The sequence below is a fragment of the Streptomyces sp. NEAU-174 genome, from assembly GCF_052665095.1.
On record NZ_JBQTCE010000014.1, the window covers coordinates 124,815 to 149,097 of the forward strand.

22 protein-coding genes are annotated in these 24,283 nt (G+C 69.0%); 11 read left to right on the plus strand and 11 right to left on the minus strand.

All coding sequences use genetic code 11. The features are described from left to right. The gene (locus ACT2CW_RS34690; RefSeq protein ID WP_182468187.1) at positions 1–972 is read right to left on the minus strand and encodes a carbohydrate ABC transporter permease; all 972 of its coding nucleotides are present in this window, start codon (positions 970–972) and stop codon (positions 1–3) included. Then, positions 969–2,291: an ABC transporter substrate-binding protein gene (locus ACT2CW_RS34695; RefSeq protein ID WP_445517389.1), complete on the minus strand. Its 1,323-nt coding sequence runs from the start codon at positions 2,289–2,291 to the stop codon at positions 969–971. The genes ACT2CW_RS34690 and ACT2CW_RS34695 overlap by 4 nt, the downstream gene beginning before the upstream one ends. A 377-nt stretch (positions 2,292–2,668) precedes the next feature. Here ACT2CW_RS34695 and ACT2CW_RS34700 point away from each other — a divergent pair, with 377 nt between their 5' ends. Both ACT2CW_RS34700 and ACT2CW_RS34705 read left to right on the plus strand, forming a co-directional pair. Further along, positions 2,669–3,712 (plus strand): LacI family DNA-binding transcriptional regulator, encoded by a 1,044-nt coding sequence (locus ACT2CW_RS34700; RefSeq protein WP_445517388.1) that lies wholly within the window; start codon positions 2,669–2,671, stop codon positions 3,710–3,712. Positions 3,713–3,957: 245 nt separating this feature from the next. Beyond that, positions 3,958–4,317 (plus strand): hypothetical protein, encoded by a 360-nt coding sequence (locus tag ACT2CW_RS34705; protein ID WP_445517387.1) that lies wholly within the window; start codon positions 3,958–3,960, stop codon positions 4,315–4,317. 12 nt (positions 4,318–4,329) lie between these two features. Here the strand turns inward: ACT2CW_RS34705 and ACT2CW_RS34710 are convergent, their stop codons facing one another. Together ACT2CW_RS34710 and ACT2CW_RS34715 are read right to left on the minus strand one after the other, a co-directional pair. Further along, positions 4,330–4,863, minus strand: a complete 534-nt coding sequence (locus ACT2CW_RS34710; protein ID WP_445517386.1) for an EF-hand domain-containing protein — start codon at positions 4,861–4,863, stop codon at positions 4,330–4,332. Between the two features lie 605 nt (positions 4,864–5,468). Then, positions 5,469–6,544 (minus strand): IS630 family transposase gene (locus tag ACT2CW_RS34715; RefSeq protein ID WP_445519392.1). Its coding sequence is split into 2 segments (ribosomal slippage): positions 5,469–6,080 and positions 6,083–6,544, totalling 1,074 coding nucleotides; the frame shifts between segments, so codons are not numbered across the junction. Positions 6,545–6,898: 354 nt separating this feature from the next. Here ACT2CW_RS34715 and ACT2CW_RS34720 point away from each other — a divergent pair. After that, entirely contained in the window at positions 6,899–7,537 is a 639-nt protein-coding gene (locus ACT2CW_RS34720) for a hypothetical protein (RefSeq protein WP_445519393.1), read from the plus strand. Continuing rightward, positions 7,534–8,052 carry a DUF6228 family protein gene (locus ACT2CW_RS34725; protein WP_445519394.1) on the plus strand — a complete coding sequence of 173 codons (519 nt, stop codon included), beginning with the start codon at positions 7,534–7,536 and terminating at the stop codon, positions 8,050–8,052. Before ACT2CW_RS34720 ends, ACT2CW_RS34725 begins: the two co-directional genes overlap by 4 nt. Before the next feature lie 225 nt (positions 8,053–8,277). On the opposite strand, the gene ACT2CW_RS34730 is transcribed toward ACT2CW_RS34725, so the two are convergent. After that, positions 8,278–8,814 carry a hypothetical protein gene (locus ACT2CW_RS34730; RefSeq protein ID WP_445519395.1) on the minus strand — a complete coding sequence of 179 codons (537 nt, stop codon included), beginning with the start codon at positions 8,812–8,814 and terminating at the stop codon, positions 8,278–8,280. A gap of 372 nt (positions 8,815–9,186) precedes the next feature. On the opposite strand from ACT2CW_RS34730, the gene ACT2CW_RS34735 reads away from it, so the two are divergent. Beyond that, entirely contained in the window at positions 9,187–10,029 is an 843-nt protein-coding gene (locus tag ACT2CW_RS34735; protein WP_445519550.1) for a helix-turn-helix transcriptional regulator, read from the plus strand. 20 nt (positions 10,030–10,049) lie between these two features. Here ACT2CW_RS34735 and ACT2CW_RS34740 read toward each other — a convergent pair whose 3' ends face one another. The 6 genes from ACT2CW_RS34740 to ACT2CW_RS34765 all read right to left on the minus strand — a co-directional run bounded on the left by ACT2CW_RS34740 (position 10,050) and on the right by ACT2CW_RS34765 (position 17,114). Further along, positions 10,050–10,994 (minus strand): SDR family oxidoreductase, encoded by a 945-nt coding sequence (locus ACT2CW_RS34740; protein ID WP_445519396.1) that lies wholly within the window; start codon positions 10,992–10,994, stop codon positions 10,050–10,052. A gap of 139 nt (positions 10,995–11,133) precedes the next feature. After that, complete coding sequence (locus ACT2CW_RS34745; RefSeq protein ID WP_445519397.1) at positions 11,134–12,492, minus strand: ABC transporter substrate-binding protein; 1,359 nt, start codon at positions 12,490–12,492, stop codon at positions 11,134–11,136. A gap of 117 nt (positions 12,493–12,609) precedes the next feature. Continuing rightward, positions 12,610–13,908 (minus strand): sugar ABC transporter permease, encoded by a 1,299-nt coding sequence (locus tag ACT2CW_RS34750; RefSeq protein ID WP_445519398.1) that lies wholly within the window; start codon positions 13,906–13,908, stop codon positions 12,610–12,612. Beyond that, complete coding sequence (locus ACT2CW_RS34755; protein ID WP_445519399.1) at positions 13,905–14,684, minus strand: ATP-binding cassette domain-containing protein; 780 nt, start codon at positions 14,682–14,684, stop codon at positions 13,905–13,907. The genes ACT2CW_RS34750 and ACT2CW_RS34755 overlap by 4 nt, the downstream gene beginning before the upstream one ends. Positions 14,685–14,763: 79 nt before the next feature. Beyond that, a complete protein-coding gene (locus ACT2CW_RS34760; RefSeq protein WP_445519400.1) occupies positions 14,764–15,846 on the minus strand; it encodes a sugar ABC transporter substrate-binding protein in 1,083 nt (360 codons plus the stop codon). 461 nt (positions 15,847–16,307) lie between these two features. Beyond that, on the minus strand, positions 16,308–17,114 hold the full coding sequence (locus ACT2CW_RS34765; RefSeq protein ID WP_445519401.1) for an ABC transporter ATP-binding protein: 807 nt from the start codon (positions 17,112–17,114) through the stop codon (positions 16,308–16,310). Positions 17,115–17,362: 248 nt separating this feature from the next. Here ACT2CW_RS34765 and ACT2CW_RS34770 point away from each other — a divergent pair, with 248 nt between their 5' ends. The 6 genes from ACT2CW_RS34770 (at position 17,363) to ACT2CW_RS34795 (ending at position 24,183) form a co-directional block, all read left to right on the plus strand. After that, the gene (locus ACT2CW_RS34770) at positions 17,363–18,445 is read left to right on the plus strand and encodes a polyamine ABC transporter substrate-binding protein (protein ID WP_445519402.1); all 1,083 of its coding nucleotides are present in this window, start codon (positions 17,363–17,365) and stop codon (positions 18,443–18,445) included. 35 nt (positions 18,446–18,480) lie between these two features. After that, positions 18,481–19,320, plus strand: coding sequence for an ABC transporter permease (locus ACT2CW_RS34775; RefSeq protein ID WP_250853068.1), 840 nt, complete (start codon positions 18,481–18,483; stop codon positions 19,318–19,320). Beyond that, on the plus strand, positions 19,320–20,087 hold the full coding sequence (locus ACT2CW_RS34780; RefSeq protein WP_445519403.1) for an ABC transporter permease: 768 nt from the start codon (positions 19,320–19,322) through the stop codon (positions 20,085–20,087). Before ACT2CW_RS34775 ends, ACT2CW_RS34780 begins: the two co-directional genes overlap by 1 nt. Then, positions 20,084–21,127, plus strand: a complete 1,044-nt coding sequence (locus tag ACT2CW_RS34785) for an ABC transporter ATP-binding protein (RefSeq protein ID WP_445519404.1) — start codon at positions 20,084–20,086, stop codon at positions 21,125–21,127. The genes ACT2CW_RS34780 and ACT2CW_RS34785 overlap by 4 nt, the downstream gene beginning before the upstream one ends. Then, on the plus strand, positions 21,124–22,422 hold the full coding sequence (locus ACT2CW_RS34790) for a glycosyltransferase (RefSeq protein WP_445519405.1): 1,299 nt from the start codon (positions 21,124–21,126) through the stop codon (positions 22,420–22,422). Before ACT2CW_RS34785 ends, ACT2CW_RS34790 begins: the two co-directional genes overlap by 4 nt. 150 nt (positions 22,423–22,572) lie before the next feature. After that, positions 22,573–24,183, plus strand: a complete 1,611-nt coding sequence (locus ACT2CW_RS34795; protein WP_445519406.1) for an amidase — start codon at positions 22,573–22,575, stop codon at positions 24,181–24,183. Positions 24,184–24,283 lie beyond the last annotated feature (100 nt).

The following is a 24,283-nucleotide window of genomic DNA, read 5'->3' on the forward strand; positions in this document are numbered from 1 at the left end:
TCAACGACCCTCCTCGTCCGCGTAGAAGACCCAGGACCGGGAGGTCCGGAACAGGATCAGGGTGATCGCGCCGATGGCGATCAGCAGCAGCCAGGCCATCGCCGCGGCGTAGCCCATGTGCGAGGCCGTGAAGCCGCGCTCGTACAGGTAGAGCGTGTAGAACATCGTGGAGTCGGCGGGTCCGCCGTCGCCGCCGCTGATGGCGAAGGCCGGGGTGAAGACCTGGAACGAGTTGATGACCTCGAGGACCAGGTTGAAGAAGACCACCGGGGACAGCATCGGCACGGTGATGGACACGAACTGCCGCCAGCGGCCCGCGCCGTCGAGCGCCGCGGCCTCGTAGAGGTCGGGTGAGATCTGCTGGAGGCCCGCCAGGAAGATCACCATGGGCGCGCCGAACTGCCAGACCGTCAGCAGGACGACCCCGTACACCGCGAGATCGGGGTCGCCGACCCAGCCGCCGGTGTGGATGCCGACCGCGTCCAGGATGTCGGGGACCGTGCCGCCGTCGTTGAACAGCGCCTTCCACACCAGGGCGATGGACATGCTCGCCCCGAGCAGCGACGGCCCGTAGAACGCGGAGCGGTAGAAGCCCCGGCCCCGGCCGAGGCTCTTCAGCAGCATCGCCACGCCGAGGGCGAGGCCCAGCTTCAGCGGGACGGCCACGACGACGTACAGCAAGGTGGTGCCGACCGACCGCCAGTAGCGCGGGTCCTCGAACAGCATCTCCCGGTAGTTGCGCAGGCCCACCCAGTGCGGCGGGTCGAACAGGTTGTAGTCCGTGAACGACAGGTACAGCGACACGGCCATCGGCACCAGGGTCAGCACGACCGCGCCGATCATCCACGGGGAGAGGAACACATAGGCGGGCCACTGCCGTTCACGGACCTGGCGCCGCCTGCTCTTGTCCGGGCGCGGAGCCGTCGTGCGGCCGACGCGCGCGGGCGCCCTCGTCGTCGACACCGTGCTCATGACCTCAGCTCCCGGTTCGCCTCGTCGATGAGTTCGCGCGCCGCCTGTCGCGGGGAGGCCATGCCGTACATCACGCGCTGGTAGCCCCGTTTGAACGCCGTCTGGATCGCGAGGTCGCCGGGCGGCGGCGCGGTCGGGGGGTCGTCCAGGCCGTACTTCTCCATCGTCCGCGCGTAGTCGTAGATCTCCCGCTCCGGCCCCTGGAGCGTCGTGGCGACCCGGGCGGCGATCTTTCGGTTGGGCGGGGTGGAGCGGGAGAAGCCCAGGATGTCGCCCGCCCGTGGGTCATTGAGGAGAAAGTCGATCAACTGGGCCGCCTCCTTGGGGTGCTCGCTGTTCGCACCGATGCCGAGGAGCATGCTCGGCTTGAAGTACGCACCCTGGTGGCCGCCGGTGGTGGGCACGGGCGCGAAGTGGATGTCCTTGCCGAGCAGGCCCGTGTATCCGGGGAACGGCGCGTCCCAGGTGAAGTCGGCGGCCGCGAGGTGGCGGCCGATGGGGCTGGTCTCGGTGCTCTTGGCCTGCACGGTGTCCTTGGCCTCGGCGATGGCACCGTCCTTGCGGAGTCCATCGCAGAACGACCAGAAGGCGGTCAAGTCGTCCTCGGTGAAGCCGAGTTTCGTCTGCCCGGCGTAGAGCTTCCCGCCTCGGCCGCGCAGCCAGGTCTCGAAGACGTCCTCGTTCGTGCCCCCGTCGTTGGAGCCCGTGAAGGGGCGTCCGTCGGGGGACTTCAGCCCCAGGGCGGCGATCTTCTTGTTGGCCTCACCCCAGTCCTGCCAGGTCCAGCTCGGCCGGGGCGTGGGGATTCCCGCCTTCTTGTAGACGGCGGAGTCGTAGGCGTAGCCGGTGATGCCACGGCCCATGGGCAGGGCGTACTGCCCGCCCCCGTAGGTGCCGGTGCGCAGCAGACCCTTGTCCATCTCGGACGTACGGATTGTCCTGGCCTTGATGACGTCGTCCAGCGGCATGATCGCTTCGCCGCCCGCGTACTGGGAGACCTGCCGGTAGTCGAGCTGGACCACGTCGGGTATGCCGCCACCCGCGGCCTGTGTGGCCAGCTTCTGGAGATAGGCGCCGAATTCACCGTTGGACGTGCGGACGCTGACGCCCGGGTGCTCCTTCTCGAAGAGCCGTACCGCCTTCTCGGTGCGCGCGGCACGGTCGTCGTTCCCCCACCAGGAGAACGTGAGGGTGATGCCGCCCGAGGTGCCGCCGCTCGCGGCGGAGCAGCCGGAGAGCGTGGCGGTCAGGGCCGTACTGAGGCCGATGGCGGCCGCGGCGAGCACGGCCCGGCGGCTCGGGTGCGGGGCGGGCGTCATGCGGGGGCCTCCTCCTTCAGCGTCCACAGCGCGGGCAGGTGACTGGAGCGCGCGATGCCTCCGGTGCCGACCACGGCGGTGCGCAGTGGGGTGGTGGAGCGGTGCGAAGACATGCGGGCCCTCTCATGAGATGGGTGGTTGAGCGTGGCGCCGTGGGCCTGGGCGGGCAGCCCGGACCGCCCGACGGATGGTCGTCGGCGGCCCGCGTGACGCCCTCGGGAGCAACCGCTTGCTATCGATCTGTTCCAACGTTGTAACTGCGAAATCTCGCCAGGGTCAACCCCTCGTCAGGAACGGGATTCCGGGCCGTCCCGGCACTGACAGCCCGCCGGAACCGGTGCATAATGCGGAGAAACACAGGTGAGGGGGTTCGGTCAGTGGCCGCGGTGACACTCAAGGACGTGGCGGAGCGGGCAGGGGTCTCGATCAAGACCGTGTCCAACGTTGTACGCGATGCTCCCCGCGTGTCCGAGGCCACGCGGAAGCGCGTACTGAAGGCCGTGCACGAGCTCGGCTACCGGCCGAACCCGTCGGCCCGCCGGCTGCGCACCGGCCACAGCGGCCTGATCGGCCTCGCCGTCCCGGATCTGGCCACGCCGTACTTCGCCGAGCTCGCCCAGCACGTACGGGCCGAGGCGGCGCAGCTGGGCCTGACCGTCCTGATCGAGGAGACGTCGGGCGACGCGACGGAGGAACTGCGCCTGGCGACCGGCGTCGGCGCGGCGCTGCTGGACGGCGTGATCCTGTCGCCGCTGGGCGTCTCGCCCGACGAACTCGCTGCCGTGGCCAACGAGTTCCCGCTGGTGCTGCTCGGCGAGCGCAGCTACGAGCGTGACCAGGTGGGGGCCGATCACGTCCTGATCGACAATGTCGCGGCGGCGCGCGAGGCCACCGCGCACCTGGCCGCCCTCGGCCGTACCCGGATCGCCGCCATCGGCGTGGACCGGCAGGCGTCGGCGACCAGCCGTCAGCGTCTGGAGGGCTTTCAGCTCGCCCTGCACGAGGCCGGGGTGACGTACGACCCCCGGCTCGCGCCCTCCATCAAGGAGTTCGACCGGCTCAACGGCCTGATGGCGATGCGCGCCCTCGCCGCCCTCCCGGCCGGGGTGCGGCCGGACGGGGTCTTCTGCTTCAGCGACCTGCTGGCGGTCGGGGCCCAACGCGCCCTGTTCGAAGCGGGGTTGCACATCCCGGACGACGTCGCCGTGGCGAGCATCGACGGCTCCGACGAGGCGCTCTACAGCACGCCGTCGCTGACGTCCGTGGTCCCGGACAAGGCCGCGATCGCCTCGCTCGCCGTGAAGTGCCTGGCGGCCCGCATCCGCTCGGACGTGCCCCTGCCGTTCGAGGTGCACACCGCTCCGCACTGGCTGCACACCCGGGAGTCGACGAACGGCGGGCGCCAACAGCTTTTCCGCTGAGCCGGACCGATTCTTCGCTGCTTTTTTGGACCGGGGGACGCTCTTCGTCCGGCGGTCCCTCGGTGGGCGCGACCAGCCACGATGCGGCCGCAGACGCACGACGGCATTTCGCGGCACTTCCCGCGGAGCGCTTAGCCCGCGGGCGGACCGGAACCCGAGTTTCGACGGCGCCGATCCATGGCCTAGGGTGCAACGCCGCGCCCTGGTGCGATTATCCTTCCGGCCTACCATCACGGGGATCTCTCATGCGTTTGGCAACCACACTCCTCCTGATCGGCGCCCTGTTCGCAGTGGCGCCCGCCACGGCCCAGGCGGCGTCGTCGCGTGACTCCGTCTCGTACGTCGCGCTGTCGTCGAAGCGAGGCGGTGGCAGCGGCGGCGGTGGTGGCGTCAGCAAGGGCGGCGGTGGTGTGAGCAAGAGCGGCGGTTACAAGAAGTCGAGGAGCGGCGGCTACTCCTCGGGCGGCAACGACGGCGGTTCGTCCACCGGTAAGAAGAAGATGCCCCTCTGGCAGGCGATCCTGTTCCTGCTGATCCTGGGGTGCCTCGTTGTCTGGGGCGGCGTCAAGCTCGTGCGCAAGTTCCGGAGGCTGGTCAGCGACTGACGGGGTAACGCGTCAGATCGCCGGGCCCGGGACCAGGAGGTCGCCCGGGATGCCTGCCTTGTCGGGGGCGTAGTAGTCCTTGATCCCGGCGACCCAGACGGCCACCTGGATCCGGTCCAGGTCCGAGGGGCCGAAGGCGTCGAAGAGTGCGTCGATGTTCGCTCGGTTGAAGCCGATCGCCGTCATCAACGCGACGAACGCGGGGCGTTCGATGAGTCCATCGCCGTCCGGGTCGCCGAGCGCGGCGAGCGCCTCGGCGAACACACCGATCGTCGAGGCGAAGCGCTCGGGCGAGAGCACGCAGGCTTCGAACTCCTCGTAACTGATCTTGCCGTCGCCGTTGGCGTCCAGTTCCGCGGCCAGGGTCGTCCAGTACTGGCGGAACGCCGCACGCATCGCGTCCTTCGCCGCCTCGTCCGCCCCGGGCGCGGCCGCGATGACGTTGTTCGCCATGAGGTCGAAGTCATCTGCTTCCAGGACGCCGTTGCCGTTGGCGTCGAAGAGGGAGAAGACGTGTGCGACCCGGTTGGTGGCCTCCGTGCGCATGAATGTTGTCACCCTTCTTCGATCCGTGGGCTGCCGTGTTTGGGCGCGACCGGCAGTTCATGCCCGGTTGCCTTGCTCACTATTTGGCCGACGGCTTGCTCATACCGTGGGTATTCCCCTTTATTCACTCGAAAGGCGGACTGGTCGGCGGTCGCGGGGGAGAGACAGCACGACGGAGAACTCGTCATCGCCCAGCCTGCCGACCGACGCGCGGGGCCGGCCCAGGCCGTGTGCCGGTCGGCGGTCGCCCGCAGCGCGGTGTCCTTAGCCGGATGGCCAAAATGCCCATGACGTCCTTGAGATGGTCCTGGTCGACCAGGAGCACGCACACGTCGTCGCCGTGGCGGCGCAGCAGCCCGGTCAGTTCGTCTTTCTTCGCGGCTGCCAGGAGCCGGTGCAGGGCGATGGCATGGACGGTCCGGCCGGTCACCGGGACGGCGGCGGTTGGCCCGGTCGGACGCCGTTGGTGCCTGTCCCGGGACGGATCTACAGCTCGAAGTCGCCGTTGCCGGCGAGGCTGGTCTCGCATACGAACGCGTCTTCGTGATGCATCCCGCCCGGCCACAGCCCTGCGCAGGGGCGGTTGGCCTACTGACCTTGTCGGATTAGCTTCGGGTGGTCTGGGTGAGGGGTAGTCCGGTTTCGGTGAGGCAGCCGTCGATGAGTTCGGGGTGGCGCTGGATGTGGGCGAGGCCTCGACGGAGGGTGCGGGTGAGGTGGTCGGGGTCGGTGAATGCGGTGTTGGCCATCGGGCCTCGCCGTAGCAGAGACCAGACCCCTTCCACCGGATTCAAGTCCGGGCTGTAGGAGGGAAGCTGGGTGATCGTGAGCCAGTCGTGGTCCGCGGCGTAGTCACGCAGTCCCGCGGTGCGATGGGTGTTGAGATTGTCCCAGACGACGATGATCGGGGCGCCGAGTTGCAGGTGGGCGCGGACCAGGAGGTCGCGGTAGTCCTGCCAGGAGAAGCTCTTGCGTGCGCCTTTGAGGAGGGAGTGGAAGCGGGGCCGGTAGATCATCCGGGACCTCTCGCCGGGCCGGTAGCAGCACATCGCGGCGACCGAGATCCGACGCCGGGACCGTCCCCGCACCCGGACCACCGGAGTGTGTCCGCGCCGGCCCCACGTGCGCGCTCGTGGCGGCGTCATCGCGAACCCGGCTTCGTCCTCGAAGACGATCCAGGCCCCGAGCGCCGCCGCTGTCCTTCCACCTGCGGCCACACGTCCTTCTTCCACAACTCGACCGCGTGTTCGTCGCGTTCCAACGCGCGACGGGCCGGGCTCTGCCAGGACCAGCCGTGGCGGTGCAGGAGCCTCCACACTCCCGCGATGGAGCAGCTGACGTGGAACTGGCGGCCGATCAGCGTCCGGACGCGTTCCAGCGTCCACCGCTGGTCCTCCCAGCCATGCGCAGCCGGCCCTTTGGCCAGTTCCTCCTCCAGCACAGCGAACCGCTCATCCGACAGCTTCGGCAGCTTCGCGGGTCCCTTCGACTTCAGACCCTCCATGCCGCCCTCACGCCAGTTGCGGCGCCATTGCTCCACCGAACGCTCGCTCACCCGCAGGTCCTTGGCGATGTCCGACGTTTTGTCACCTCGCGCGAACCGATGCCCGGCCTCAAGCCGGATCCCTTCACGCGCAGCCCGCCGCTCAGCCGTCAGGCCTCCTCCATCCGCATACCGCATAGCTCCGGCATACCGCAGGGATCGCCCAACGTCACCACCCGAAGGCAACCCGAAAAGATCAGTAACCACGTGACCGCTGTCGTTGAGCGTGCGGCTGAACCTCGCGAACGGCGGTTCAGCCAGCCTGCATCTCGCGGTGAGCCAGGAGCGAGGCGGCCGCAACACCACGTCCCTACGGGCTCTCCAGAAGGCTTACGCGATGCCCGCACTTCAGTGGGCGTGGCCGGGCACGACGCCAGTACCTTTTGCCTCAACATATCCGGTAATGTGAGTCGTCCATGACCTGGGGGGATTATGCGATCCGTATCAACTGTTATAGCGGCTTTACTGGCCTGCCTGACAATGGGGGCCGCCGTGGTCGGCTGCGCAGACGGCGCGACCACAGAGAAGGAACTCTCTGCCAAGCAAATGCTCGACAACGCGAACAAAGCGATGAAAGCGCTCAAGTCGGTGACAATCGATACAAACACTATCGTGGCTGACGGTGATGACGCTTCCACTCACCTGACGACCAATCTCAAAGACCGGTGTGCGGCCAAGACAACCTGGACCACAGGTGCCCGCCTCGAACAAATCCGCATCGGCGGAACTGACTACATCCACCCCAACCGGGCTTACCTCGAACGCTGGTCAGGCCAGGACGCACCCGCCCCGAAGGACCAGAATCACTGGGTGAAGGCTCCCGCCAGCGAAGCGGAAGAGGGAAGCGGGCTTGCCAAATGCACCCGGGACTTCACCTCTTTCGGGGTGGCAACGAAGGGCAAACCGGCCAAGATCAACGGCATCCCGGCGATTGCACTGGTGGTGACCGACGAGGCGGACAAGGGAGGCTCATACACCTTTCACATCGCCACCGGAGACAAGCCATACATCCTCAAGGTCGTTTACAAGGGCGCTGACTATCACAACACCACATCGTTCAGTGCCTTCGACAAGCCGATGGATGTGCGGCCTCCGGCCAAGACCGACACTGACCTAGCGTTCCGCCCATGACCTTGGCGGACGATGACACCAATGACGAGCCCAGCGTGACCATCCGCTGCCAGGACAACGCGTCCGTCGGCGTGACGTTCTGCGACCGGTTCAATTTCGACGCAGACTCGGTGCACTACGCCGTCGAGCTGCGGGCCCCGGGTCTGACCGCTCGCGTCAACGAGGTCGTCGCCTGGATCTGGGACAGCGATCTCGCCCCATTCCTGGAAGAGCTCGCCGCCGACTACCGGGGATGGGGCGGCGAACGGAGCTGGCAAACCAGCGACCGGGACTTGGCGGTGTCGGCCGTCTTCCGGTCCGGCGGGCACGTCGGGTTGACCTGGACATTGCGGCCATGGCCGAAGGTCACCGGCGGCTGGGGCGCATCGGTGACCACCTGGCTGGAGGCCGGTGAGCAGATGGCTTCCCTGGCGGCTGACATCCGGCACTTCCTCGCCGGGGAGCACCTGAGGATCACCGCACGAAAGCCGAGCTCACCGCGTCCTATATCACCAGTGCGCCCGAAGAGTTCTTGACTGCGTGACCCGGCTCGTCGCGGGCGAGACGGAGAATCGTGCCCAGTTCGAGGCCGAGCCGACCGCCTGGGTGGATCTTCTATCGCGAAGGCGAAGGCGAAGACGTGAGGCGAAAGGCCGCAACGAGGTTCTTGTCTGGTGCCTGAGGGGGCACGGCACCGGCCTCGGCGGCTGGCGGCGCGGCCGCGGGCGTGGAGCCTCACCGCACGTGCCCCGCACCGTCTCTCAGTGGCCGTAAGGCGGCTCGAAACAGCCGCTCTCCATGAATGGCCCGTTGGTCTTGACCTCGAAGTTGGTCTTCTGCACGAACGCCGTGACGCAGGCATCGTCATGGACGCGTAGGCCTATCAGGGCGCCTTCGGGGGTGACGTAGTGGTCGGTCTCGTAGCGTGGATACATCGTCCGTACGGTGAGCGTCCCGCCAAGGCGTTCTCCCTTCGGCCCGGTCCGCTCCTCCTCGTACCCCAGTTCAAGTAGTGCCGCGCGCACACTCTTGGGGTCCCACTTCTTCTGCCCCCATAGTCGCTTGAGCACGGGCTCGATACGGTCGGCCTCCTTCTGAGCGTCCTTGGCGCTGGCGGCGGACATCTCGCCGGAGCGACGGTAGGCATTGTTGTCGCCGTGGTGTGGGGCACCGTCGACGATCCCGGGCTCCACGTAAGGAGAAGCGCCGGGGGAGCTGGAGCTGGAACTCGGGGGTGTGGTCGAGGAACTGGCCGCCACGTCCGTGCCGCGCTGCTCACCGCAGGCGGTCAGAGACACGACAGCACCCAGGAAGAGGGCGGTCGCAACGGAGTGTCTGTATGCCCCTGGCGTTAAGGTCCGCATGCGCATGACTCTGCCATGGCGTGGACGGCTGCGCTGGGATCTGGGGCTGCTGGGATCCGGAGCTGCTTCGCGGACGCGGACACGGACGCCCTTCGGCCGCTGCCCGTCCTGGCTGACTGGCGCCGGACGATCGCAAGCACCCGAGGTTCCCGTCCTGTTCACCCCGGGTGCCGAGAGCGAGCTCTGGCCGGCCACGCACGCGGCCGCATCAACACGAGAAGGGGGGATCGACAATCCGTGGATGCCGAGATCTGCGGGCGGTAGAAATGATGCCTCGAAGGAGGCACGCAGGTGAATGAGGTGCGCATAGTGATCGACCGGACGGGTCTGGCGGAGTTCCTCCGGCGCCGCCGGGAGTCGCTGCAACCCGAAGACGTCGGCCTCCCGCGTGGACGGCGCCGCCGCACCAATGGGCTACGGCGGGAGGAAGTGGCTTTCCTCTGCCACATGTCGACCGACTACTACGCGCGGCTGGAACGGGAGCGCGGTCCTCAGCCGTCCGAGCAGATGATCGCCTCCATCGCGCAGGGACTCCATCTCTCCCTCGATGAGCGCGATCACCTCTTCCGGCTCGCCGGACACACCCCACCCCCACGGGGCGCGGACAGTGAGCACATCAGCCCCGGTCTGCTGCGCATCCTCGACCGTCTGTACGACACTCCCGCGGAGATCGTCACCGAGCTCGGCGAGACCCTGCGGCAGACCCCGCCGGCCGTCGCGCTCACCGGCGATCTGACGGTCTTCAGTGGCCCGGCCCGCAGCCTCGGCTACCGATGGTTCACCGACCCCGCCACGCGACGGCTTTACGCCCCCGAGGACCATGCGTTCCTCACCCGCATGTTCGTCTCGGGCCTGCGCGGGGTGGCCACGCTGCGGGGCCCTGGTTCCCGCGCGGCCCACTACGTCGAGCTGCTGCTCGCTCAAAGCGAAGAGTTCCGACAGGTGTGGAACGACCACGAGGTCGGTATCCGCCCCGACGAGGTGAAGCACTTCGTCCACCCCGAGGTCGGCGCATTGGAGCTGAACTGCCAGACGCTCCTCGACCCGGACCAGTCGCACATTCTCATCGTCTACACCGCCAATCCCGGCAGCGAGAGCTACGAAAGGCTCCAGCTGCTGTCCGTCATAGGACCGCAGGCGCTTCGCTGAGGGATCCGTTCTCTGGGAGGTCAGGCGGGGAATCGCACGCCGACCAGCCGCTCGGAGGCCTCCCAGAGCCTGCGGGCGTCGTCCATGTCGCGCAGCGGAGCCCACAGCTCCTGCTGTGCGGGAGCGCCGCCGAGGTTGCCGCGTCCCTTGGGGCCGTAGAACTGGCTGCCCCGTGAGTCCGGGCCGGTCGCGGCCAGCAGCGCGGGCAGGGCGGCGGTGTCGGCGGTGCCTACGAGGACGCCCATGCGGGACAACGCGCGGATCAGGCGGACTGGGCCGGTGTCCTTCCGCCGTCCCATGCCCGGCTGTGCGGACAGCAGGTTTGTGGGGGATATGCCGGGGTGGGAGAGGTTGCTGGTGATGCCCCACCCCGCCGCGGCGCTGCGCGCGTCGAGCTCGCGGGCGAACAGACCGACGGCGATCTTCGACTGGCTGTAGGCCTTGCGCACGTCGTAGCGGCGCTCCCAGTTCAGGTCGTCCCAGTGGATCGCGCCGCGTCGGGCGGCAATGCTCGTCTGGTGTGTAACCCGGGCCTCGCCCTCGCGCAGCAGTGGCAGCAGCCCCAGGGTGAGGGCGAAGTGGCCGAGGTGGTTGGTGCCGAACTGAAGCTCGAATCCGTCCTTGGTGACCTGCCGGCTGGGAGGGAGCATCACACCTGCGTTGTTGATGAGGATGTCGATCGGGCGGCCCTCGCTCAAGAGCTGGTCCGCGAGGGCGGCCACCGAGTCGAGCGAGGCCAGGTCGAGAGTCCGGGTGGAGATCTTCGCACCCGGGACGAGGCCGCGGATGACGTCGGTGGCCTTCTCGCCCTTGGCCGGGTCACGGACCGGCATGATCACCTCCGCACCCGCTTTTACGAGGCGGGGGACGATGGCGAACCCGATCCCGTCGCTCGCACCGGTGATGACGGCGAGCTTTCCGGACAGGTCGGGGATGGCGATGTCGATGTCGATGTTCCGAGGCATGGGTGGTCCATCTCGTTCTGCGGCGAATCGGCCGCGGGCCGGCGTGTGCGTCCATGCTCGAACCCCGCCGTCCGCGGATTCAGGGCCCGGCCATCCACTGATCGCCGATCCGCCCCTCGGCAGCGTCGGTGTGCGCGGGTCAGTGGGTGCGGTACCTCGCCGCCGCCGCTTGGGCGAGCTTCTGGGAGCGTTTCAGGGCCGCGTCCACCGACTGCTTTCCGGCGATGGCCGAGCTGATGTACTGGGAGACCTCGGTGCCGAGGGTGGCGAATTCGGGGATGCCGACAAACGTGGTACCCATGTAAGGGCGCGGGCTGACGCCCGGGTTCTTCGGATCGGCGGAGTTCTTCACCGCTGCGTATTCCTGCCGGTACCAGGCGGCGGCGGCCTTCTGGTAGGCGGGGTTGGCATAGAGCGACTTCCGGGTTCCGGCGGGGGCCAGGGTCCAGCCGAGCGTATCGCCGACCTGCTTCTGGTACTCCTTGGAGGAGGCCCAGGAGATGAACTTCCAGGCGGCCTTCTGCTTCTTGCTGGCGTTATGAATGCCCCATGCCCAGGTCCACAGCCAGCCGGCCTTCTTGGTCCTTTCGTGCGGCGCCGGGACATAGCCGACCTTTCCCTTGACGGTCGAGCCGTCGGCCTCGACCGTCTGGGCCGTCGAAGTGGCGTCGTACATCATGGCGCAGTTGCCCTGCACAAATTGGTCGAGGATTTCCAGTACACCGCTGCGCGCGGCGTTGGCCTCACCGTATTTGCGGACCAGATTGACGTAGAAGCGAATGGCTCTCTTGAACTCCGGCGCGGTGAGCTGGGCGTTCCACTTCATGTCGTACCAGGTGCCGCCGAAGGTGTTGACGACGGAGTTGATGGGGGCGAGGTTCTGGCCCCAGCCGGGCAGACCGCGCAGACAGATGCCTTTCGCGCCGTTCGAGCCGTCGACCTTGGCCGCGAGTGAGGCGACCTGCGTCCAGGTGGGGTTTCGCGGCATGGTCAGTCCGGCCTTGCGGAACAGGTCCTTGCGGTACATCAGGAAGGACCCCTCGCCGTAGAAGGGCTCGGCATAGATCTTCCCGTCCGTGCCGCTCAAGGCGGCGGTCAGATGGGGGAAGATATCGCTCTGGTCAAATGACGGATCCGCCTTCACATGATGGTCCAGGGGGGCGAGCCAGTGGTTCTTCGAGTAGATCGGCACTTCATAGGCGCTGACGCTCGCGACGTCATATCGTCCGGACCGGCTGGAGAACTCCTTGTTCATCTGCGCCCGCGCCTCATTCTCCGGCAGCAGGGTGTAATTGACCCTTACGCCGGTCTCCGCGGTGAAGTGCTTCCTCGTGAGCTTCTTCAGGTTCTCCATTTGGGGGACATTGACGGTGAGCACGTTGATGCTCTCGGATCCACCGGAGGATCGCGGCCCCACGCCGTCGCAGCCGGAAAGGGCCAGGCTCGCGGCAACCGCGATGCTCACAGCCACATGGATGACGGGGATGCGCTTCTTCATTGGACTCCGATGGGCGCGGCGAGCCCGTCCGTCGGCTCCCCCAGGGGAATATCCCAATTGCTCGGCTTTGGCAACTTATCGGAAGCATAGCCACATCATGCCGGGCATGGCCAATCGTCATGCCCGGTCGCGCGTCCCCTGTGAACGCCGGGCGAGCGAGTCGGTGGCCACGGCGGCGAGCAGCACGGCACCGATGATCATGAATTGAACGGAGTCCTCCACTCCCAGAAATGCCATCCCCGAGGCGAGCGACTGGATGACCAGCACCCCCAGCAGTGCCGACCATGGCGAGCCCCGCCCGCCGAACAGACTGGTGCAGCCGATGACGGCCGCGGCGACGGCGTTGATCAGCAGCATGCCGGAGCCCGCCGCACGGGACGTCGTAGGGCTCGCCGAGGTGAGCCCCGAGGCCACGAACAGGCCGCCGATCGCGGCCAGCGTCCCCGACACGATGAACATCGAGATCCGCAGCCGCACGATGTTGACGCCGGCGCGGCGGGCCGCCTCGGCGCCGCTGCCCACCGCGAAGATCTTGCGCCCATAGCAGGTGCGGCGCAGGACGTAGTCCGAGCCGACGAGGACGACCAGGAAGATCAGGAGGGCGAGCGGCAGGCCCTGGAACTGATTGACCACATACGCGGCGGTGAACCCGATCCCCGCCAGGACGCCCGTCCGTACCAAGATCTCGCCCAGCGGCCGGTACGGGATCCCGGCCACCCTGCGGCGCTTGGCGCTCCGGTAGGAGGCCAGGAAGTACGCGGCGGAGCCGAGCGCCGCCAGACTGTACGCGGCGCTGGTGGCACCGAAGTAGTAGCTGGTCAGCGCGGCGACCAGGCCGCCCTCGTCGATGTCGATGGTGCCGCCGGTGCCCAGCAGGTGGAGGGTCAGGCCGTTCCAGGCCAGCAGTCCCGCGAGGGTGACGACGAACGCCGGTATACCGACTCTGGCGAAGAAGAACCCGTGGACGGCTCCCACCGCCATGCCCGAGGCCACCGCCACGATGACGGCGAGCCATTCCGGCATGCCGAGGCTGACATTGAGCACGGCGAACGTGGCTCCCGCGAGCCCGCTGACCGAGCCGACCGACAAGTCGATCTCGCCGATGAGCAGCACGAAGACGATGCCCACGGCGACCAGGCCGGTCCCCACGATGTCCACGCTGATGTTGGACAGGTTGCGGGGAGAGAGGAAGTTTTGGTTGAGGCCGTAGAAGACGAGCCAGAGCGCGACGAGGCCGAGGGTGACCAGGATCGGACCGCGCTCACCGCTGTGCAGCCTGCTCCAGGCCGCGTCGGCGTATTCCCTGGCGTTCCGCCCCCGCGCCACCAGGCTCCGGCCGCCGGTGGTGGTCACGGTCCCGATGCCGCTGCCCGCCCGGCCGGGGTGTGCCTGCGGGATTGTCTCCCTCCTGCTCATGGCCGTACCTCCTGTGCGCTCGGCATGCGGTGGGCGACGGGGTCGTCCGCCGCGCCGGTGATGGCGCAGACGATCTGTTCCTGGGTGGTGGTGTTCACCTCGAACAGACCGTTGTTCCGGCCGAGGCGCAGGACGGCGACACGGTCCGCCACGGCCTTGATGTCTCCCATGTTGTGGCTGATGAGGAGGATCCCGAGGCCGCGGTCGCGCAGCTCCTCGACGAGGTCGAGGAGCCGGCTGGTCTGCTCCATTCCCAGGGCGGCGGTGGGCTCGTCCAGGAGGAGCACCCTGGGCGCGCCGAGAAGCGAGCGGCTGATCGCCACGGCCTGCCGCTGGCCCGCGGACAGGGCGGAGACGGGCAGCCGCGCATCGGGAATGCGGACGGTCAGGGTGCGCATGAGTTCGCGGGCGCGGCGTTCCATCTCGACCTCGTCGAGGACGCCGAGCCTGTGGATTTCGCGGCCGAGGAAGAGGTTGCCGACGATGTCGAGGCTGTCGCACATGGCGAGGTCCTGGTAGACAGCCGTAATGCCCAGCTCCTGGGCGTCGTAGGGCCGCTTGATCTCGACGGCCCGGCCCTCCCACTCGATGACGCCCTCGTCGGCGGGGCCGACACCGGCGATCACTTTGGCGAGGGTGGTCTTGCCTGCGCCGTTGTCGCCCACGAGGGCGACGACCTCACCGGCCCGGATCTCCAGCTCGACATCCGTGAGCGCCTGGACGCCGCCGAATCGCTTGCAGACGCCGCGCAGCGCCAGCAGGGGCGCGACCGGCATGGGGGCCACCTCCTTTCCAAGAGTCTTTCCAAGAGTCCCGTCCGAGCGGAAGGCGGAGCCTCAGCGGGTGAGTCCGGCCTCAGTGGGTGAGTCCGGCCTTGTCACAGGCGTGCCGGAGCTCAGGGGTACAGATCTTGTCGATGGTGTAGACACCGTCCTTGACGAGCGTCTGCTTGATGTTGTCGGCCGTGACGGCGACCGGCGCCAGAAGGGCGGCCGGGATGTCCTTGGTGGTGGGGCTGTCGACCGTCGTCCTGGCGATGCCTTCGAGCTTCTGGCCGCCCCTCAGCGCGACTGCCATCGTCGCGGCGGCGTCCGCCTCGGCCCTGAAGGGCTTGTAGACGGTCATGTACTGGTCGCCCTTGACGACGCGCCGTACGGCGCTGAGGTCGGCATCCTGGCCGGTGACAGGTGGCAGCGGTGAGATGCGTGCGGCCTTGAGCGCGGAGACGACACCGGCGGCGATGCTGTCGTTGGCCGCCAGGACGCCGTCGATCCGGCCGGGGCCCAGGGCGGCGATGGCGGCGGCCATGTTCTCGTGGGCGGTGGACTTCCGATAGTCGACAATGTCGTATGACCTGGCGATCTTCACCTTTCCCCTGATGGCGGAGAGCGTTCCCCTCGTGAACCAGCCCGCGTTGGGGCTGACCGGATCGCCGTTCATCATGACGATCTGACTGCGGCCCGCCTTGCTGCCCAGGGCATCGAGGAGCGCCTTGCCCTGGAGCTTGCCGACCGTCGCGCCGTTGAAGGTGGCGTAGCCCGAGACCGGGCCCTCGGCGAGCCGGTCATACGCGACGACCGGGATACCCGCCTTGTGCGCCGCGGTGACCGAGGAGCGGAGCGCCTTGACGTCGACGGCGTCGAGGATCAGGGCCCCGACCCCTTTGGTGATCATGGAGTCCATCTGGCGCTGCTGGCTCGTCACATCGTCCCCGGCGTTGGCGTACGTCAGATGGCACTCCGCGCACAGCGCCTTCACCCTCTTCTCGATCAAGGGCCGGTCGAACTGCTCGTAGCGGGGGACTTCGCGGCTCGGCAGCAGCAGGCCGACGGTGAGGCTGTCCCCGCTGGGCTCGCCGTCGTTCCCGCAGCCGGCCAGGGACACGGCCATGAACCCCGCGGTCACGGCGGCGAAGGTGCTCCACACACGGGCCTTCACGTCACCGGCCCCCCTTCCCCGGGCGCGCGTCCCCCCGATGAGCAGCCCGGATCCGGCCAGGCGTCGGTGCGCGGCGGGTCGAGCACGGCGGCGGGTGCGGTGGCCGGCCACTGGACCCCGGAGGCGGTCCGCATCGGCGTTCGAGGGGAGGGCGACCGGACGCCGGGCAGGGTGGGCCCACAGCCTCCGGACCTCCACCTGGGTCCCGTCGTGGTTGGGCATGTCCGCTGTCTGTCTCCCCTCCCTGCCGCGGATACGGGCAAGTGGAGGTCGTCGGGAGGCGGGCGGCGACGGGGGGCGGGAGCACAACCCGGCGGTATCGGACCGCGCCGCCAAGGAGTGGCAGGTCACTTACACCACAAATGGTACATGTGACGTGAAATGCGTCACGCACGCCGGGCCCGGCGGCGGCTTTGCCTACGAGCTCGAGGGCGGTGGGAGCCCCGGCGCCGCATGTCCTCCTAGCGGCCCGAGCGTGCGTACCACCGGCCGTCGTGACGGGCCACGTGAACGGGACGTCCGAAGCAGACCGTCATGTTGTCCGGGGTGAGCACGCCGTCGACCGGGCCGGATGCCAGCTCGCGGCCCTCCTTGAGCAGGTAGGCGTGGGTGGTGCTGGGCGGGAGTTCCTCCAGGTGGTGGGTGACCGTGACGGTGGCGAGGCCGACCCGGTCGGCCGCCAGCTGGTGCAGCGAGTCCACGAGATCCTCTCGGGACGGGAGGTCGAGGGCGTTGAACGGCTCGTCGAGCAGGAGCAGCGAAGGATCGGCCATCAGGGCACGGCAGATGAGGATCCGGGCGCGCTGGCCGCCCGAGCAGTCGCCGAAACGGCGGTCGGCGAGCTCCTTGCACCCGAGCTCGGCGAGCAGGACGTGGGCGCGCTCGCGGGTCGCGGTGTCGTACTTCCGCCACAGCGGCTGCACGGTGCCGGTCGCCCCCGTGAGGACGACGGTGTGGGCGGTGGCGTCCAGCGGAACCTTCTGGGCGGCGGATACCAGGCCGACGCGGGCGCGCAGCTCGCGCATGTCGACGCGGCCGAGCCGGTCACCAAGGACGTCGACGGTGCCGGCGGTGGGAAACATGACCGCCCCGACGAGCCGGAGCAGGGTGGTCTTGCCGGCTCCGTTGGCCCCCAGCAGCGCCCAGTGCTCGCCAGGCCGAACAGTCCAGTTGATCCCGTCAAGGACAATCTCCTGTCCGGTGGTACGGCGGTGGACAGCGACATCCGTCAGCGCGACGACGGCGCGGGGCTCCTGGATTTCGGTCATGTCGGCAGGGTAGTGCCGCGACCGGTGTCGGCCGTGGAGCGGATCGGAACTCCTCCGTCCGTACGGAGTGAGAACGAGGCCGGGCGAACGGGCCATCTTGCCCGGTGCATGCCAATGATGCGAAACTCCGGACATCGATGCCTGCCCGTGAGCCGTTCGGCGAACCGGGCGCGACCCACGCTCAGCCGGCTGATCTCGACAGCAAGGGGAGTGGCGTGTCAGGCGCACTGAGGTTCAGGCACGTGTCCATGGCGGCGACTGCGGCCGTCCTGGCGTTTTTTCTCCCCGCATGCGGCGGCGGCGGCCAACCGGGCGGAAGCGGCCCCGCCGCCTCCGCGTCGCTCGACCCCGAGGCGGACTTACGCGAGCAGCGGCTCACCGTCTCGAACTGGGACGGCTATATGCCGAAGGACCTTCCCGCCCGGTTCACGTCGGCCGTCGGCACGCCCATGACCGTCGCCAAGCACAGCACCAACGAGGAGATCGTCGCCAAACTGACCGCCTCCGCCGACAGCGGCATCGACGTGGCGTTCGTATCGGGCCAGTACGCGCAGGCGCTCGCGGCGCAGGGGCTGCTCGAACCCATCCACCACGATCTGGTCCCGCACCTGAAGAACCTGGACCCGCTCGCCGCCCGGCTCGCCCATGACAAGGGCAACGTCTACTCCGTCCCGTACACCTGGGGCACCACCGGGCTCTGCTACCGCAAGGACCTCGTCGGCCACACCCCCGACAGCTGGAACGACCTGCTGAAGCCGCGCGCCGCGGTCAAGGGCAGGGCCACCATGCTGAAGACCGAACGCTGGCTCTTCCTCCCCGCCCAGAAGGCCCTCGGCTACTCGGTGAACACCACCGACGAACAACAGCTGGCCCGGGTCAAAGAGTTGCTGCTCACCGCGAAGGACGGGCTCCTCGCCTACGACGACACCACGTTCGGCGACCGGCTGAAGTCCGGGGAGGCCGTGCTGGCGGAGGCCTGGGACGGGTGGTGCCCGACCGACGACAAGAGGATCGGCTTCGTCGTCCCCAAGGAGGGCAGCGACCTTTGGACCGACACGATGGTCATTCTCAAGTCGTCGAAGAACAAGGAGGCGGCGCACGCCTTCATCGACTACGTCCTCGACGCGAAGACGCACTCGTGGGTCGCCTCGAACATCTTCTACAAGGTCCCCAACACCGCCGCCATGGCCGAACTCGACCCGGCCCTGCTGAAGAGCCACCCCGCGCTCGCCATGACCCCCGAGCAACTGCTCAAGGGTGAGTCCGCCGTCGACCTCGGGGACGCCGCGACGGCGTACACCCGGATCGTCACGGAAGTCACCGCGGGCTGATGGCCCACCGGGGGAAGGCGGCCGGAGGACCACCGTTGCGAGCCCGTCTCGTCCTGCTCGGCCCGGGCCTGTCCTATCTGGCCGTCCTGCTCCTGCTGCCGCTGGCCCTGCTGATCGGTTACACGGTCTTCCGGCGGGGCCGCTTCGGCGGGATCGCGTACGAGGACGGAAGCACCGGCGAGAACTTCGCGCGGCTCACCGACCCCCTCTACGCCGGTGTCCTCACCGACTCGCTGCGCATCGCCGCCGTCACCACCCTGCTCGCGCTGCTCCTCGGCTACCCGACCGCGTACGCGATCAGCCGGCTGCCCGGCAGGTGGCGCACGGTCGCCCTGGTCCTGGTCGTGCTCCCGTTCTGGACCAACTTCCTGATCCGTACCTACGCCTGGGTCGTGCTGCTGTCCAGCCGAGGGGTGGTCAACTCCGCCCTCACCGGCATCGGGGTGATCGACCGGCCGCTGAAACTCCTCTACACGGAACCCGCCGTCGTCCTCGGACTGCTCTACGCCTATCTCCCGCTGATGGTGCTGCCGCTGTACTCGGCGATCGAGCGGGTCGACCCCCGGCTGCTCGAAGCTTCGGCCGATCTGGGCGCCCGCCCGGCCCGTACGTTCTGGAGCGTGACCCTCCCGCACACCCTGCCCGGCGTGCTGACCGGCTGCGTCTTCGTCTTCGTGCCCAGCCTCGGCAACTTCGTCGTCCCCGAACTGCTGGGCGGCGGGCACACGGTCATGGTCGGCAACCTGATCAGGGACCAGTTCCTCACCGCACGGGACTGGCCGTTCGGCTCGGTGCTCGCCCTCGCCCTCATGGCGTTCCTGGTCCTGCTGCTCATGGCGCAGGCGTGGGCCGGGCGCCGACTGGGCGGCCGCTGATGCGCCGGGTGACGCTCCTCCCGCTGTGGCTGACGTACGCGTTCCTCTACACGCCCGTCGTGGTGCTCGTGGTGATGTCCTTCAACCGCTCGGACAGCCCGTACGAGTGGTCCGGGTTCAGCACCGCCTGGTACGGCACGCTGGCCGGCGACGACGAGGTCCTGCGCGGCCTGGCCAACACGCTGATCGTGGCCGCGGGCGCGACCGCCCTGTCCACCGTCCTCGGCACCCTGCTCGCCGTGGGGCTCGCCCGCCACGCGGGCCGGTCGCGGCTGCTGCCCGCCCTGTCGGTGCTGCCCGCCGTCCTGCCGGACATCGTGCTCGCGATCGGCCTGCTCGCCTTCTACTCCCTCGTCTCGGCCACCCTCGGCCTGCACTCGGTGCTGCTCGCCCACACCGTCTTCGGCCTCGCCTTCGTCACGGCCGTCGTACGCACCCGGATCGCCCATGTCGACCCCTCCCTGGAGGAGGCCTCACGCGACCTCGGCGCGGGCGAGGTCGCCACGTTCCTCCGCATCACCCTGCCGACCCTCGCCCCCGGCATCGTGGCGGGCGCGCTGCTGACGTTCACCCTCTCGCTCGACGAGTTCGTGATCGCCTTCTTCACCGCGGGGCCGAAGGATCCCACCCTGCCGATCGTCATCTACTCGATGATCAGGTTCGGCGTGACCCCGGAGATCAACGCGCTCGCCACCCTGCTGCTCGCGGTCAGTTTCACCGTGGTGATCGCCGCCCAGCGGGTCAGCCGGCTGACGGAGGCGCTGTGATCCGTATCCATGCCGTCACCCGGCGGTTCGGCGAGGTCACCGCCCTGGACGGGGTGAGCCTGGAGATCGCGGAGGGCGAGTTCTTCGCCCTGCTCGGCCCGAGCGGCTGCGGGAAGACGACCCTGCTGCGCGTCCTCGCCGGATTCGAGGCCCCGGACAGCGGCACGGTCACCCTCGACGGCCGGGACCTGCTGGGCGTGCCCGCGCACCGGCGGCCGGTCAACCTCATGTTCCAGTCGTACGCGCTGTTCCCGCACATGAACGTGGAGAAGAACATCGGATACGGGCTGGCGCGGGAAGGGCTCGCCCGGGCGGAGATCGGCGAACGGGTCGCGGCCGTGCTCGCCACCGTCGGGCTGACCGCGCAGGCCCGCAGACGGCCGCACCAGCTGTCCGGCGGGCAGCGGCAGCGGGTCGCCCTCGCCCGTGCCATCGTCAAACGGCCCCGTGTGCTGCTGCTCGACGAGCCGCTGTCGGCGCTCGACAAACAGGTCCGCGCCGAGATGCAGTTGGAGCTCAAGCGCCTCCAGCACCAGGTGGGCATCACCTTCCTCGTCGTCACCCACGACCAGGAGGAGGCCATGTCGCTCGCCGACCGGATCGCCGTCCTGGACGCCGGACGCGTCCAGCAGGTCGCCACCCCCGTCGAGCTCTACCGGCACCCCCGGGGCCGGTTCGTCGCGGGCTTCGTCGGCGCCAACAACCTCTTCTCCGGCCGGCTGCTGCCCTCCGGCGGACTCGACGTGCCCGGCGTCGGCGTCCTGCCCGCCCCGGCCGGGAAGGCGGCGGGGCTGGTGGGGGTACGCCCGGAGAACATCCGGCTCGCCGCCCGGGGCGCGGACGCCCATCTGCACGGCACGGTGGTGGACATCAGCTACTTCGGCGGCTCCTCGAGGATCGCGGTCACGGTCCCCGGTCTGGACCGGCCGGTCCTGGTGACCGTCCCGGGCCCGGCCACGGTGACCTCGGGGGCCCGCGTCGCGCTGTCGTGGGACCCGGAGAGCGCGGTACTGATCGAGACGACGGGAGACACCCCTTGAGCGGACCCCTGACCATTCTCTTCGCGCCGGAGAGCGCGTACGGCCCGACCAACAACTGCGTCGGCATCGGCGACGTACTGCGCCGGCGGGGCCACCGCGTGGTGTTCGCGGCGGAGGCGTCCTGGAAGGGCAGACTCGCCCCGCTCGGCTTCGAGGAGGACCTGGTCGATCTGGCACCGCCGCCCGAAACACCCCAGGAGGCGGGCCAGTTCTGGAAGGACTTCGTACGGGACACCGCCCCCGAGTTCCGAAAGCCCACGATCGAACAGCTGGGCACGTGGGTCAGACCGGTCTGGGAGGAACTGGTCGCCGGCGCCCGGTACTGCGAACCCCAGCTCAAGGGAATCGTGGACCGGGTACGGCCGGACGTGATCGTCGAGGACAACGTCGTCTGCTTCCCCGCACTGACCACGGCCGACGCGCCCTTCGTGCGGATCGTCTCCTGCAACCCGCTGGAAGTGAAGGGCGAACACGTTCCCCCGCCCTTCTCCGGGTACCCGGCCGGTGACCGCGCGGGCTGGGCCGAGTTCCGTGCCGAGTACGACCGCACGCACCGCGAGCTCTGGGCCGAGTTCAACGCCTGGGTCGTGGACCAGGGCGCGAGGCCGCTGCCCGACCTGGAGTTCATCCACGACGGCGAGCTGAACCTGTACGTCTACCCGGAGATCGCCGACTACGCCGAAGCCCGCCCGCTGGGCCCGGCCTGGCACCGGCTGGACTCCTCGGTCCGCGAGACCGACGAGGAGTTCACCCTGCCGCCGCAAGCCGCCGAACGGCCCGAGGGCAGCGCGCTGATCTACTTCAGCCTCGGCTCCCTCGGCTCCGCCGACGTCGGCCTCATGCGCCGGATCATCGCCTCCCTGGCACGCACCCCGCACCGCTGCATCGTCTCCAAGGGGCCGCTGCACGACCAGATCGAACTGCCTCCCACCATGTGGGGCGCGGAGTTCCTCCCGCAGACGCGGATCCTCCCGCTCGTCGACCTCGTCATCACCCATGGCGGCAACAACACGACCACCGAGAGCCTCCACTTCGGCAAGCCCATGATCGTGCTCCCGCTGTTCTGGGACCAGTACGACAACGCACAGCGGGTCGCCGAACTCGGCTACGGCCTCCGGCTGGACCCGTACCGCTTCACCGACGCCCAACTGCACGGCGCGCTGGCGCAGTTGCTCGGCGACACCCGCCTGCGGCACCGGCTGGCGGAAGCCTCCTCGACCATCCGGGCCCGCGACGGGCTGCGCACCGCCGCCGACCTCATCGAGCGGCACGGCCGCGAAAGGCGGGGAACATGAAGCTGTCCTTACGGCTCGGCCTCACCGGTACCGCCTGAGACCGGTCCCGGTCTCAGGCGTTCCCCCGGCACGGCAGGGGGATATCACCAGTGAAGAGCCGGGGGACCGTCGGAGCGCGGTACGTCGGCGGCGCCTCTAGCGTGCCGGACTATGACCACGCCGTACCGAATCGACCGGATCAACGCCACGCGCCGGAGCATGCTCGCGCTCGGCACCGCCGCGGCGGCCACGCCCTTGCTCGGCGCGGCCCCCGCCCAGGCCCGCCCTGGCACCGGAAGCCTGGACGAACTGGGCATCACCGAGCTCCGCGAGCGGATGGACGCGGGGCGGCTCGACGCGGAACGGCTGACCCGCTACTACCTGGACCGGATCGAACGTATCGACCCGCTCCTGCACGCGGTGATCGAGGTCAATCCCGACGCGCTGCGAGAGGCCCGGCGACTGGACGCCGGGCAGCATCCCCGTGGGCCCCTCCACGGCATGCCCGTTCTGCTGAAGGACCTGGTGGAGACCGCGGACCGCATGCACACAACGGCCGGATCACTCGCCCTGGAGGGCCTCCGACCGGCAAGGGACGCCACGGTCGCGGCCAGATTACGCGCGGCCGGTGCCGTCATCCTCGGCAAGACCAACCTGAGCGAGTGGGCCGGCGGGATGTCGCTCACCCACCACGCCGGCTGGAGCGCCCGCGGCGGGCAGACCCGGAACCCCTACAAGCTGGACCGGTCCCCGAACGAGTCCAGCTCCGGTACGGCGGCCGCCGCCGCTGCCAACCTGTGTGTCGCCGGGATCGGCACCGAGACCAACGGTTCGATCATCGACCCCGCCTCGGCGAACTGCGTCGTCGGGGTGAAGCCGACCGTGGGCCTGGTCGGGCGCGGCGGAGTGATCCCCGGCGTGCCCAGCCAGGACAGTGTCGGCCCGATCGCGCGCACGGTCCGCGACGCCGCGATCATGCTGGGCGTCCTCGTCGGGGTCGACGACCGTGATCCGGCGACCGAGGCGAGCCGTGGCCACTTCCACCGTGACTACACCCGTTTCCTGGACGCCGACGGACTGCGGGGTGCGCGGATCGGCGTACCGCGAAAGGTGTACTTCGGCTACAGCGACCACGCCGACGAGATCGCGGAGCGGGCGATCGCCACGCTGCGCGCCGCCGGTGCGACCGTGGTCGACCCGGCCGACATCCCGACGGCCGAGCGGCTCGAGGACCTCCCCAGCTCGAAGATCGTTCAGGTGTACGAGATCAAGCGGGCGCTGAACGCCTATCTGGCCGGCGCCCCCGGCGACCACCCGCGCGGTCTGGCGGAGCTGATCGCGTTCAATCGCGCACATGCCGACCGTGAGCTCCGCTATGTGCGGCAGGACGGACTGGAGGCCGTGCACGGCCTGGACTTCACCGAGAGCGAGTACCGCGAGGCGTTGGCCACCAACCACCGGCTGTCGCGTGCCGAAGGCATCGACGCGGTGCTACGGCGCTTCCGCCTCGACGCGCTGGTGATGCCGACCACCGGACCGCCCGCCAAGATCGACCTGGTCCGCGGGGACAGCTACGGCGGCGGCGCCTCCACGCCCGCCGCACTCGCCGGATACCCCGCGATCAGCGTCCCGGCGGGTTTCGCCTCCGGCCTGCCGGTCGGCCTGACGTTCATGGGCACGGCGTGGAGCGAGCCGACCCTGCTCCGCCTGGCCTACGCCTACGAGCAGGCCGACCGGGTCCGCAGAGCGCCGACATACCGCCCCGCCGACGTGGGCTTCTGACCCGCTGCGCGAGCGAGGTGCGGCGCTGCTGATTCCGTGTATCGCGGGCGTATCGAATATCGCGGGCGTATGGAAAATCGCATACGCCACCGCAACGACC